Annotated in this window: 15 protein-coding genes; 7 read left to right on the forward strand and 8 right to left on the reverse strand. The window is 62.8% G+C overall.

Features of this window, described 5'->3' with window-relative positions:
- Positions 1-309 precede the first annotated feature (309 nt).
- The 4 genes from BM397_RS24950 to BM397_RS24965 all read left to right on the forward strand — a co-directional run bounded on the left by BM397_RS24950 (position 310) and on the right by BM397_RS24965 (position 4,241).
- Positions 310-1,053, forward strand: a complete 744-nt coding sequence (locus tag BM397_RS24950; protein WP_092430623.1) for a ParA family protein — start codon at positions 310-312, stop codon at positions 1,051-1,053.
- Between the two features lie 2 nt (positions 1,054-1,055).
- Entirely contained in the window at positions 1,056-2,102 is a 1,047-nt protein-coding gene (locus BM397_RS24955) for a ParB/RepB/Spo0J family partition protein (RefSeq protein WP_092430621.1), read from the forward strand.
- A 377-nt stretch (positions 2,103-2,479) separates the two neighbouring features.
- On the forward strand, positions 2,480-3,031 hold the full coding sequence (gene mobC, locus BM397_RS24960) for a plasmid mobilization relaxosome protein MobC (protein WP_092430619.1): 552 nt from the start codon (positions 2,480-2,482) through the stop codon (positions 3,029-3,031).
- 133 nt (positions 3,032-3,164) lie between these two features.
- Positions 3,165-4,241 carry a relaxase/mobilization nuclease domain-containing protein gene (locus BM397_RS24965; protein WP_245696241.1) on the forward strand — a complete coding sequence of 359 codons (1,077 nt, stop codon included), beginning with the start codon at positions 3,165-3,167 and terminating at the stop codon, positions 4,239-4,241.
- Between the two features lie 260 nt (positions 4,242-4,501).
- On the opposite strand, the gene BM397_RS29120 is transcribed toward BM397_RS24965, so the two are convergent.
- From BM397_RS29120 to BM397_RS24975, 3 genes are all read right to left on the reverse strand, one after another.
- Entirely contained in the window at positions 4,502-4,663 is a 162-nt protein-coding gene (locus tag BM397_RS29120) for a nucleotidyl transferase AbiEii/AbiGii toxin family protein (RefSeq protein WP_143015443.1), read from the reverse strand.
- Positions 4,664-4,707: 44 nt separating this feature from the next.
- Positions 4,708-4,971 (reverse strand): hypothetical protein, encoded by a 264-nt coding sequence (locus tag BM397_RS24970; RefSeq protein WP_092430615.1) that lies wholly within the window; start codon positions 4,969-4,971, stop codon positions 4,708-4,710.
- Positions 4,972-5,395: 424 nt separating this feature from the next.
- On the reverse strand, positions 5,396-5,875 hold the full coding sequence (locus BM397_RS24975; protein WP_092430613.1) for a hypothetical protein: 480 nt from the start codon (positions 5,873-5,875) through the stop codon (positions 5,396-5,398).
- A gap of 294 nt (positions 5,876-6,169) precedes the next feature.
- Between BM397_RS24975 and BM397_RS24980 the strand changes: the two genes are divergently transcribed.
- The gene (locus BM397_RS24980; protein WP_092430611.1) at positions 6,170-6,418 is read left to right on the forward strand and encodes a WGR domain-containing protein; all 249 of its coding nucleotides are present in this window, start codon (positions 6,170-6,172) and stop codon (positions 6,416-6,418) included.
- Between the two features lie 67 nt (positions 6,419-6,485).
- Here BM397_RS24980 and BM397_RS24985 read toward each other — a convergent pair whose 3' ends face one another.
- Complete coding sequence (locus tag BM397_RS24985) at positions 6,486-7,664, reverse strand: hypothetical protein (RefSeq protein WP_218124937.1); 1,179 nt, start codon at positions 7,662-7,664, stop codon at positions 6,486-6,488.
- Between the two features lie 626 nt (positions 7,665-8,290).
- Entirely contained in the window at positions 8,291-8,497 is a 207-nt protein-coding gene (locus tag BM397_RS24990) for a cold-shock protein (protein WP_092430609.1), read from the reverse strand.
- Between the two features lie 245 nt (positions 8,498-8,742).
- Here BM397_RS24990 and BM397_RS24995 point away from each other — a divergent pair, with 245 nt between their 5' ends.
- Positions 8,743-9,405 (forward strand): antitoxin Xre/MbcA/ParS-like domain-containing protein, encoded by a 663-nt coding sequence (locus tag BM397_RS24995; RefSeq protein ID WP_092430607.1) that lies wholly within the window; start codon positions 8,743-8,745, stop codon positions 9,403-9,405.
- Positions 9,406-10,002 carry an RES family NAD+ phosphorylase gene (locus tag BM397_RS25000; protein ID WP_092430605.1) on the forward strand — a complete coding sequence of 199 codons (597 nt, stop codon included), beginning with the start codon at positions 9,406-9,408 and terminating at the stop codon, positions 10,000-10,002.
- A 47-nt stretch (positions 10,003-10,049) separates the two neighbouring features.
- On the opposite strand, the gene BM397_RS25005 is transcribed toward BM397_RS25000, so the two are convergent.
- From BM397_RS25005 to BM397_RS25015, 3 genes are all read right to left on the reverse strand, one after another.
- Complete coding sequence (locus BM397_RS25005) at positions 10,050-10,682, reverse strand: plasmid pRiA4b ORF-3 family protein (protein WP_092430603.1); 633 nt, start codon at positions 10,680-10,682, stop codon at positions 10,050-10,052.
- 18 nt (positions 10,683-10,700) lie between these two features.
- Complete coding sequence (locus BM397_RS25010; protein WP_092430715.1) at positions 10,701-10,844, reverse strand: H-NS histone family protein; 144 nt, start codon at positions 10,842-10,844, stop codon at positions 10,701-10,703.
- A 42-nt stretch (positions 10,845-10,886) separates the two neighbouring features.
- The coding region (locus tag BM397_RS25015; protein ID WP_177239601.1) for an ATP-binding protein at positions 10,887-11,129 on the reverse strand (243 nt) is incomplete at its 5' end.

An 11,129-nucleotide genomic window follows, 5' to 3' on the forward strand; every position in this document is an offset into this window, starting at 1 on the left:
TTGCGCTCTCCTCAAGCGTGTGCATTGGGTGGCGCCGTCACGCGACCGGGTCCCAAATTTTGCCGCGCCGAGACCTTCGTCTCGCCGCGGCCTCCGGGCCCCCGGTCAGTCGCCCGGCATGTCGGGCGCCGCGCTTATGACAGGCCGGAGGGAGGACGATTTTCCAATCGTTCCTTCGCAGACCTGCCGCAGCCGATCCTCGCCGGACGTCTGATCTTGGGCGCACCTGCCCGGAGCGCTGCGCCAGATTTGCCCGCGACGCACCCCTGCGCAGCGGCTCCATTTGGAACGACAGGAAAGGAGCAGGCGGTGCAGACGATCGTCATCGCAAACAACAAGGGCGGGGTGGGCAAGACAACCACCGCGTCGCAACTCGCCTATTATCTCATACGTGACGGTTATTCGGTGATCGCGGTCGATCTCGATGGGCAGCGAAACCTGACCAGCGCGCTGCAGGGTGCGCGGCTTGTCGGCAATGCGCTGGAGATGGTCGAGACCCGCAAGCCCCCAGAGTTCACAGTGGCACCGGGCGAACTGGTGCTGATCGAGGGAGACCGTGATGTACCGGTCAACTCGGACGATGAGGGTCTGCGCTCTGTCGTCGAGGTCCTGGGCGGATTGGGCGGTGGGGATTTCTGCATCATCGATACGCCGCCCGCCTTCACCGGGCTGGTTTATGGCGCCCTCATCGCGGCAGACTTCATGCTCGCGCCAATCGAGCTCAAGAGGTTTTCGCTCGATGGCGTCGAGGCGGTGTTGCGCGCTTATGTGCAGGTGCAGCAGATCAACAAGGAAATCGGGTTTCTCGGTCTTCTGCCGTCACGGTTCGACGCGGTGAAGAAGACCGAGCGCGAGACTCTGCGCCAGGTGATCGAGGCTTATGCAAATCTCATCATCCCGCACGCGATCCGCAATCGCACCGGTTACGAGGAAGCCGAGGCGCAGGGCATCCCGGTGTTCGAGGTGCCCACCCGGAGCGGCAAGGAAGCTGCTGCTGAGTTCGGCGCATTTTTTGAATGGTTCATGCAGGCGATCGAGAAGAAGGAAGACTGACCATGGCACCCAAGAAGTTCAACAGCACGACGGAGACTCTGGACCGTCTCGCCGCCAGCGGACAGCTGAGCGCCTTGATGCGCAAGAACGCGCCTTTGCCTCCGGCGCAGCGGGAGATGCCGCTCGAGGACATCGTGGCCGACCCGGAGCAGCCGCGGCGCCATTTCGATGAGGAGCAGCTCGCCTCTCTGTCTGCGAGCATCAAGGCGCAGGGCGTTCTGCAGGCGATCACGGTGCAGCCGTCGGATGAGGACGGCAAGCATCGGATCATCATGGGGGAGCGCCGGTTCCAGGCCGCGCAGCGCGCCGGGCTCAAGACCATCCCGGTGGTCATCCGCGAAATGACCGCGGAATTACGGATGGCGCAGCTGACGGAGAATGTGCAGCGGGCGGACCTGACGACGCTGGAGGTCGCCGAGGCGGTGGCCGCCATGCGCGCGGCAGGGCAGTCGCGCAGCGCGATCGCGCAGTCTCTGGGATGGAACGAGGGCGAGGTGTCACGGTTCGCGGCGCTCGCGACTATGCCGGCGGCGCTCAAGGAGGCCGCGGCAGACAACGCGCCCATCCGCGCCCTGTCTGATCTGCACGCGCTCTGGAAGAAGGACGAGGAGGCCGTATCGGCGTTTCTTGCGGAAGCGTCAGCTGGAGAGATTTCCCGGGTGAGCGTCGAGCGGCTGCGGGCAGAAATCGATACCAAGGATATACGCGCCGAGGAGCAGTCAACGGCGCAATCGCCCGCAGGCCAAAAGGCAGAGGCGCCCGAGGGAGTTACCCCTATGCCGGGCGATCCCTCAGGTGTTGAGGGGCGGGCCGCAGAATCTGGCCTTTCTCTTTCCGGGACTGTCCGGACAGTGCCAAATGCGATGCCGCCGCAGAAGGCGGTGCAAAGTGCCGCCACGCTGCGCATCGAGCACGACGGCCGAATGGGCACGATGCACATCGAGCGCGCAACGTCTTCCAATGCATTTGTCATTGTCAGCCTCGACGGCGGGCATGAAGAAGAGCTGCCGCTGTCGGACATCAAGCTGGTGGAGGTCCGCCGGAACTAAGCCGACGAGCTAAGCCGTTCGGCGAGGCAGGGTCCGAAACGCTCTGCCGTTGGTCGTCAGAGGTCACTGCCGAGGCGTCGGAAGGGGCGATAGCCGGCGCTGATCCGCCCTCGCTGGAACGCGCCGCCTTGTGCGGCGCGTTTTCTATTTCGGCATCATCTAGCTTCCGGTTTGCGCATCCGGGAGCTGCTCCGACGGCGAGGGCGCGCCGGAAAAGGTCCTCGAAACTCGGCCTGCGGCCGCGTTCTCGGGCAGGTTCGTGGGCGCTCGGGCGTGGGATCCGCGCGCGAAAAATGTGGTCCCGGACCACATTTTGGGGTTGGGTAGGGACTAATGCAGGATAGCGCTTGCGCTGGCAATGTATTACAAAATGACTGATGCCCGAGAAATCTGCCCTCATCCAAACCCGCGTCACGCCCGACATCCGCGCCAGGCTCGAAGCCGTCGCGGAGGAGGCCGGTTTGACCGTGTCCAGTTTGCTGCGCGTGCTCGTGGAGAATGTCGTGGACGGGGAGGCGCCCCCGGCGGCGGAGCGCCTGCCGTCTCGCTCCCGGCGAGAGGGCAAGGTGACCGTGCGACTGGACAAGGACGTTCGGGACGCCTTGGACGAGGAAGCACGCGAGCGCCGCGTCTCGGTTGCGACCTGGGCGGCGTCGATGATCCGGGCGCGCTACCGGGGCGGCCCGCAGCCGCTGCCAAATGACCGTCCGGCGTTTCAGCGTGCCTTTCGTCAGCTCAGTGGGGTGGCGGTGAACGTCAACCAGATCGCCCATGCGCTGAACCGGGGCGTTCTGACCGGGGCAGGGGCGGCGCTCACGGCCGAAGAGGTTCGGGCTTTGACAGCGGAAGTGGCGAGCCTGCGCAAGGAGCTGAGGGCGGTCGCGGCGGGGCGGTATCAGGTCCAGGTACTGGGAGATCGAGATGAGTGAGTTCAAACCCGAGCTCGGGTTCGAGGACTGCTGGAGCCAGCCCCGGAGCGCGCGGACACTGAAGAGTCCGGGGGGTGCCCAGGTCGGCAAGGCATCGGGCAGGACAGCGCCCGATGATAAAAGCGGGGCTGAGGTGGCGCGCGGGCGCCGTGGAGCGGCCGGTCAGGCGCAGGCGATTTCCGGGTCGGACAAGGCTCGGCTGGCCCGCGTTGTGAAGGGCGCTCCCGAGGTGATGGTGAAAGTCTCGAAGCCGGCCAGGGTCGACAAGCACGGCAATCCGATCAAGGTCTCGCGCGGCACCGAGGCGCTGCGGGTGTCCGAGCACCTCGCCTACATCAGCCGCAACGGCAAGATCGAGATCGAGAATGATCGTGGCGAGACCTTCAACGGCTCTCGCGAAGTGGCGTCGGTGTTTCGCGAGTGGCTCGAGAAGCACGACGACGCGCGGGCCGTCGGGTACGCGTCGGACCGCACCCGGATCACCACCAGCGTCATGTTCTCCATGCCGGGCAGCGTCAATGCAGAGGCCGTGAAGGACGCGGTGCGGGCGCTGGCCGAACAGGAATTCCAGGGTCGGCATGACTATGTCATGGCGCTGCACACCGACACGCATCATCCACATGTCCACCTGACCCTGCGCACCGTCGGCGAGGACGGGGTGAAACTGAGGTTTGGCAAGCCGGACCTGCAGCACTTGCGCGATACCTTCGCCGAGAAGCTGCGGCAGCGTGGGATCGGGGCGGAGTCGACACCGCGCCATGCGCGCGGCGCGACACGCCGGGGCGAGGCAACCCCGGTTTACAAAATTCGCCAGCGTGGTGGGAAACCTCTCGTCGATGCGCGCAAGACCCGGGAGGTGAAGCGCGATCTCGAGGACAATGGTGGACGCCTGCCGCAAAAGCCTTGGGATGACGCGCTGGTGGCCCGGCGAAGCCGGGTGATGACGACCTACGGGAATGCGGTGCGCATCCTCGCGCAGTCGCAGGATCCCGAGGATCGCCAGTTGGCCGAGGCGACACGCAAATTCTCCGCAAGGCTCACCGATGTCACGACGCAGCGCGGACAGATGGCGTTGACCCTCGACATCGAGGGCAGGGGGAGGGGCGTCGGTGGGCGCAAGGGTGGCGCGGAACTTGGGTCGCGCGAGCGAGATCAGGATCGCGGGGCCGAGGGCAAGGACCACCAGAATGATCGTGGTTCTGAGCGGTAGGGGTCGTTCTGTCGAAGTGGGCCACGCTAGGCGATAGGGGCGGCGACCGTCGAAGCGCCCCGGTGGCGAGTCGAGCGCGACCCGGTCGCAAGAGGAATGGGGCCCCTCCCGGGCATTGGGTGTAAAGATCGCCTTAGAATATGCCCCGGGTCGCGCTCAGCGTTATGTTGCGTGGGTTTTGCGGACTTGTCGATGCCCACGACTGAGCTTTGCGACGAGCTGGGCGGCACCTGTGAAGTTGCTCGCCTTGAGGTGGCTGTTCAAGGAAGACTTGGCTCGAAGCCTTGTGTCTTGGGATTCAGATAGAGCAGGTGCTTTGGGACGGCGATGTCGTGGCTTTCCCGATGTCCAAGCTGACGCATCAGCGCGGTGCCGCCGCCAAAGCTCCATGGTTCGAGCGGCAATGTCTCGATGATCTCCATCGGTACCTAGAAGAGTTCACCTCAACGGCTCGGAGACGGTGTGTTTACGCGGCGAGTGCTATAGGGAAGGGCACCTTGGTCGCGAGGTGCTGTGCCACAGCTTTCACGGCATTGGCATCGAGGTGCATCTCCTCGACGAAAGCGTGCTGCGCCTCCGCTTCCACCTCCGTGAAAAATGAGAAGGTGGGACCATACGCTTTTTTCATTGCGTCAAGGCTGGAGATGCACTGGGCGAGTTCCCACGCAGACACGCCCGCGCTGTAAGGCGCGTTGATGGTTGCCAGGATTTTCGACGTCACGGTCGACATTTCGCAGTGCTCCTGTTCTCGTTCCCAAAAATAGGCCTGGACCACCCACCACGCAATATTGCCTTCCGGCGGAGAGTGCGGGCGGACGTTTCTGCTCTAGGAACGGGTGCAAATCCGGCGCCGCAGACGGTGTGATGCCGGTTGGCCATCGAGGTGAAGGATTGAGGTGGGGTGCCAGCCCAGATCGCGCCTTTTCTCGAGCTCGGGAAGAGGCAGAGATAGAGCTGGAAGTCCATGACTGGGTCACGAGGGTGACGCGGGCCAATTCGGTAGCGCCCGTCGTCACCTTGTTGCGACCGCGATAGGGCTCAGCCTCCCGTCAGCACGCTACCGTCGGAGAGCCGGAGATCGATCGCCAGAGGCCGCAACCAAATCATTGGGCTCGCCGAGCATCCTGTCACCTGTGACGGTGGCTTAGCGTGGATCAGGCTGCTCCCTTGTAGGGCTCCCACACGGCACATTCCCCAGCATGGCGTGGAATGGATATCGGCGAGACCCCAAGATCCATGGCGAACGAAAGAAGACCCGTCAGGGTTCGGATGGTCCTTGGCTTGACGTCTCTGCCATGCACGACCAGAAGTCGGTGCTGTTGCCCTCCATTTTCAGCTAGCGCGTAGAACTTCCAGACGGCCTGGTACTGGTTGCTCACGCGCGTAGGCTCCTCCACACATTCGACCTCAATTTTCCCTCCGGCCTCGAGGGTCGGCTTCAGCTCTGCAATCGGGATCACCGGGGAAAACTCTCTCATACTTTTGCCTTTCACTTCAGGGTCTTTGATGTGCCGAATGGCGTGGCGGAGGCTTGCATAATTAGGAATCGCGTTAAACATGTTGTGGCTTTGGTTGGCACAACTCAGCGATGAATTGCCGATGGACCTGAAATTGTGCATCGCTTGGACTGTCATTTATGGATGTCCTTCGAGCCGAGGCCTCTCGGCGTGCTCAGCGAAGGCAGAACCTGAACGATTTTTCCTCTAGCATGCTCAGGTCGAGATTTCGTGAAGCCCCAAGAACAGCAACGTGGTGCCACCGAACCCCGCTTGCGACAGCGCATTTCGAGATATATCCAACGTCAGACCGGCTATCTGCGCGTCGCGCAGCTACCGTTGCGCGGGGTAGTATTGAAAGAACAAAGGTCCAAGCAGGGATTTAGGCAGACGTGGTTGCCGATTTGTCCTGCAAGTACCGACCCAGAAGCTATGCGCACCTATCTCGAGAAACGCCGCCCTGGGGTTGGGATCCTCTTCTGCAGGATGGAAATCCTGCCGAACCTCTTTGGCGAGTGGAGCCTTCATCAGGAGTGGGGTCTCGTCGGCTTGAGTTGCCAGACCCGCATGGACTGGTTCGCTGATTGGGAGCAGGCGATCACCGCGCTCACCACCCTCGAGGTGGCAAAGCGCCAACGCGGCTACTGGGTTGAGCCCCAGCAGCTGGCCATGTTTGCCTGACGCTCCCGCCCGATGTCTCCGACACAACTGGCGGGCGGATGTCGGGAGCGCGCGATCTCTGCTCCGCTCAAGCCGCCCCACGCCGGACCGTCCTGAGCGCGACCACGCCGGTCGTGACGAGCATGCAAGCTGCAACGGCCGCGAGAGCCATATTCAGCGGCAGAAGGGTCAGAAATGCGCTGGTCACAATGACGCCGCCCGCATTCGCCGTACGCAAGAGGGCAAAAAGCTCGGCGCGGCGGTGCGGCTGCGCGAGCGCATCGAGCACCAAGGCGTAATGCGTGCCCAGAGGGGCGAGCATCAGGCCGGCTAGAACTGCCCCCAGGATTGTCGGCACCAGGGCGCCCGAAAGGGCTGTCATTCCGATGCCGAGAGAAAACAGCGCCAGCTGCACAACGACAGCGCGGGGCGAAGAAGCCCGATTGCGGATGCTGATCCAGATGCCGCCCAGCACCGAGGCCACGCAGAGTGGCACAGTGAACAGGATGGCCATCGTCGGATCAAAGCTGAACTGCAGCGCGAGCGCGACCGCGCCGATCTCGATGGCGGCGATGGTCGCGCCGCCGGCGCCCGCGCAGGTGAGCCAGAGGAGGATTTCCGGGGTGACCAGGCGGCCGGTCGTATGGGTCTCAGGTGCAGCGGGCATGCTCGCATCGCCCGAAATCACCAGCGCGGGCAGGCTGCCCAGAACCGCCATCGCGGCAACTGCCAGGGCCGGAGAGACGGCCCCGAGACCGGAGGCCAGGACCGGGCCCAATACGAAGGTGACTTCATTCAGCGTCGCCGCAATCCCCAACGCTCGCGGCATTCTGGACGCCGAGGTCAGTGTATTGAGCAGGGCGCGCAGATAGCCATAGGTCGCGCCATTGACCAGGCCAGCCAGGGCGGCAAGCGTGACGAGGGCGGCAAAGGGGGCCCCGGCATAGAGGCCGAGGACGATCCCGGCCAGGGCTGCGCTGCGCAAAAGCACCAGGATGCGCAGGAAGGATGCGATGGGCTTGCCCCGGCCCATCCGGGTGATCGGGATCGCCCCGACGACCTGCGCCAGCGTCATGGCGAGCACCATTGCGGCGCCGAGGCGCGCGTCCCCCAGGATGGACAAGGCCACGAGGGAGAATGCGACGGGCGCAGTAGCCTGGGGCACCGTGAGCGCGGCGGAGGCCGTGAACCAGCAGAGCATCGGCGCCGAGTGCAGAGCCTGTGGCGGCTGCGCCGAGACATCTGAGGTGAGGTTGGTGTCGGTCATTGTGATTTCGGCGCGGCGATAGAGCTACAGGGACCCTTAGACGGATCAACAGGGCCGAGTGCGAAGGTGGCAGTGGCTTGGACAACGACCGCCGACACTCGGCTCCCGCAGTGCGGCTGGCAGGTGGCATTGCCGTCCGACAGGCCGGTCGCGATATGAAGAGATTTCAGATTTGGTCTGAGAGGCACTTCCAACCCTCCTGCAAGGGCCGGGCCGTTCCCGGGCATTCACTCCCATGACGGGTGAGGACGTTACCTCATGTCCCGCACCCTATCGGTCACCGGACAACTGTCAACCGGGGGCAGCGCGGTGCTCCGAGCGCGCGCGCAGGGCGGTGCAATGACGAAGAGCCTCTCGCCCCGGTTGCCGGCATCGAGCAGCCAGCCTTGGGTTGGTGCTCGAGGGTGAGCGCGGCGCGGTCGCAAGGGGTTCTCGGGCAACGGGGGCAAGGATCGCCCAGAGATCATGTGCCGAGCCGCGCTCTTGGCCATGTTGCGCGGGTTTCGGGGATGTGTCGATGCCGACGATGGGGTGTCATGCCAACACCTTCCGAGAGGCGTCGAGTAGCCTGCGCATGCCAGTCCGGAGTGTGGACCTCAGACCTGCGCAGTCAGGGATCGGCAGCTTCAAGCGAGGGCGAGGTCCGCCGCCATTTGACGGCCATCGCGGCCCTCTCGCAGATCATAGGAGACTTTCTGGTTATCATTGAGGCCGGTCAGCCCGGAACGCTCGACCGCGCTGATGTGGACGAAGACATCTTTGCCCCCGTCATCGGGGGCGATGAACCCATATCCTTTTTCAGAATTGAACCATTTGACAGTACCGGTGGGCATCGCAGTCTCTCCTGAGGGGCGGAACTCTCGGTGAGTGTAGGCGGGATCGCGCGCCGGGCGACCTCGGGGCGTGCGCTCTGCGAGGAAAGCCCTTGGGCCGTGACATCGGCGACACAGCGCTGAGCCCATGTTTTATTGTCATTCTGGTGAATGAGGCGGTTTTGCGAGAGTTCGGCGTTTATTTCTACGTGGGTGGACAAAATGGACATATTGGACTATATCTAGTGAGCAACTAGGAGGCCGCCATGTCAATGCAAAAGAGAGATGTCGTCACGGTTGACCAGGAAGCTCTGGCTCAAGCTTTCATGCAGGACGATGGCTCAGTCGACCAAGAGACGCTGAGCCGGGTTGCGGATGTCATGACCGCCGCCGCGAAAGCTGTGCTCGCGGCGCAGGGCATCGATCTTCGGGTCGCGCGAGGCCGCAAAGCGCAAGTTCGAATGAAGTCGCCGCGCTCGAAACGTGGGTCCGACGAAGCTGGGGCGGTCACTCTCGCTGGCCAAGGGCTGTCGGCCATAATCTCTTCGAAGGACGGCATTGCTTTGCTTCGGGAGCGCGCTGCCAAACTGCCGCTCGAAGCTTGGGCTGGCGAGGTGATGGGGCCCTCCAAGGCGGCGGAAGCCTTGGGGGTCCGGCGCTCTACGCTCGACAACTGGCGAACCAAGGGAGAGATCATCGCGATCCCAAAGGGGAAGGCTGCCCACGTCATTCCCATGGCTCAGTTTGTTGAGGGGAGGCCGATCACGGGGATTGGTCGTGTGCTCGATATCGCACATGGGTCAGCAAGCTTGGCCTGGAGTTGGCTGACAACGCCGCATCTGGACTTCAATGCCGAGCCGCCTATCGCCGCTTTGTCAAAGGGGGAAGAAACTGCGGTCTTCGCGGCAGCGGAGCGGAGCATCGGCTAAATGCACTTCGATTCTGCCGTTGTCGCAGATCTGACGGTCTCCATCAGACTAACACGTTGGCTCAGGATTATGCCGGCAACGCATATGAAAACGCCGTTGGGACGTGGTTTCGGCGCGTCGCGCTGGTCTTCCAAGGCTCAGGCCTTCAAGGTCATCTACGTGGGGCAGCAGATTGAAACTTCGCTTGCCGAGACGATCATTCGCGACCGGTTCGAAGCAATTCCCGTTGCGGACCGGATCTTAAACCTCTCCGAGGTGTTGAATTGGGCAATCGCGGAAGTTCACAGCAAGAAGGCATTGAACCTTCTTGATTTGACGAGCGTCGGCCCGCTGCGCATGGGCCTCGATACAGATGCAGTCGGGGCCAAGGCTCATCTGACCGGGCAGGAGTTTTCAGATGCGCTTCACGCGAAATTTCCAGAGCTAGACGGCATCATGTACCTTTCGCGTCTTACCCGTGGACGTTGCATAGCGGCCTACGACCGCAGCATTGACCAGTGCTTGACGGCTGACCCGGCGATCGGGCTCGAGTGCGTCCGGTCACTCCGTGATGTGCTAGAGGGGCTGAGTGTGACTTTGAACGATGACCTTACATAGCGCGTCAAAGTGGCAATGCTGACGCGGCGCGGGCCGACTACGGTAAGTCAATCACCATGCTTCGAGCTCTTGCCAATCAAGGGCTTGGGTTGATGCCAGCGCCTGCGAACATTGGCGCGGAAGCTGTTCCGGATGTCCTTGTTGATCAGCGCGAGGTCGAACCACTCTGGGTCGAAATGCCCCCCTGCCCAACGCAGGTTGCTCTCGTGATCCTCGTGTTCGGCGTCTTGCAGGGTTTCGATAAACTCAGCGTAAGACCAAGGACCACCGACGTCATCTGGTGGTCCTGCCCGCGCGCCTTCGAGGCATTCCGCATGGCGGGGCAGGGGATCGAGGGCCAAGATATCCTCGAGGACGACGCGGTGCCGCCAGTTGTCGCCAAAGTCATAGACATAGGTGAAGGCGATGTCGCGATCGATGAAATCCGCCATGCGCACGGTCCGGTAGTCGAAAGTCGTTGCGGTGCCGAAACCGATGTCGAGGAGCTCCGGATTGCCGTAGCGGAGTCCGCCGATGTGGAACTCATGCAGATGGCTGTCGGTCCAGCTGAACGCAGCTTGAAGAACGAGATGCAGGCGATCGAACGTCCAGGTTGACGGAAGGACCAGCCGCCTCCAGATTGGCGGATCGATGTCCTCTAGCGTGACAAGCAGGCGAACTGCATTTCGTTCCTGAACCATGCTCTTGGGGCTCCGAGCTCAGATGGCAAAATCCTCAAGCTTTTTCCCGGCGGCAATCTCTTCTGCGAGCCAGGCTGGTTTGCGACCGCGTCCGCTCCAGGTAACCTCGCGGTTCTGTGGCGCGACATCGCAGTTGAGTGCTGAGCGACATCGCAGGTGGATGACGGTGACGTTTTTTGACGGTGCCGGTTTGCGGCCGTCAGATCAAGTTTCGATGTCGCTGCTCAATGTCGCTGGCTGCGAGTTGTCCTTCGCTGTGGCGATCTCCTTTTCGGGCTGTTGTTTGTCGCGGTCATCTTCGATGTCGCTTAGCGATGTCGCGGCGGCATAGGCGGCACGGCGTCGGTAGCTTTCGACGTTCATCTCGAAGATTGTTGCATGGTGAACGAGCCGATCGATGGCGGCGATGGTCATCGCCCTGTCGGGGAAGATGGCGTCCCAACCACT

The organism is Alloyangia pacifica (assembly GCF_900116195.1).
GTDB lineage: Bacteria > Pseudomonadota > Alphaproteobacteria > Rhodobacterales > Rhodobacteraceae > Salipiger > Salipiger pacificus.

Coding starts and splice junctions, on each gene's coding strand:
- BM397_RS24955 (WP_092430621.1), top strand. CDS start 1,056: ATGGCACCCAAGAAGTTCAACAGCACGACGGAGACTCTGGACCGTCTC.
- mobC (WP_092430619.1), top strand. CDS start 2,480: ATGCCCGAGAAATCTGCCCTCATCCAAACCCGCGTCACGCCCGACATC.
- BM397_RS29120 (WP_143015443.1), bottom strand. CDS start 4,663: ATGGAGATCATCGAGACATTGCCGCTCGAACCATGGAGCTTTGGCGGC.
- BM397_RS24970 (WP_092430615.1), bottom strand. CDS start 4,971: ATGTCGACCGTGACGTCGAAAATCCTGGCAACCATCAACGCGCCTTAC.
- BM397_RS24975 (WP_092430613.1), bottom strand. CDS start 5,875: ATGACAGTCCAAGCGATGCACAATTTCAGGTCCATCGGCAATTCATCG.
- BM397_RS24980 (WP_092430611.1), top strand. CDS start 6,170: ATGCGCACCTATCTCGAGAAACGCCGCCCTGGGGTTGGGATCCTCTTC.
- BM397_RS24985 (WP_218124937.1), bottom strand. CDS start 7,664: ATGACCGACACCAACCTCACCTCAGATGTCTCGGCGCAGCCGCCACAG.
- BM397_RS24990 (WP_092430609.1), bottom strand. CDS start 8,497: ATGCCCACCGGTACTGTCAAATGGTTCAATTCTGAAAAAGGATATGGG.
- BM397_RS24995 (WP_092430607.1), top strand. CDS start 8,743: ATGTCAATGCAAAAGAGAGATGTCGTCACGGTTGACCAGGAAGCTCTG.
- BM397_RS25000 (WP_092430605.1), top strand. CDS start 9,406: ATGCACTTCGATTCTGCCGTTGTCGCAGATCTGACGGTCTCCATCAGA.
- BM397_RS25005 (WP_092430603.1), bottom strand. CDS start 10,682: ATGGTTCAGGAACGAAATGCAGTTCGCCTGCTTGTCACGCTAGAGGAC.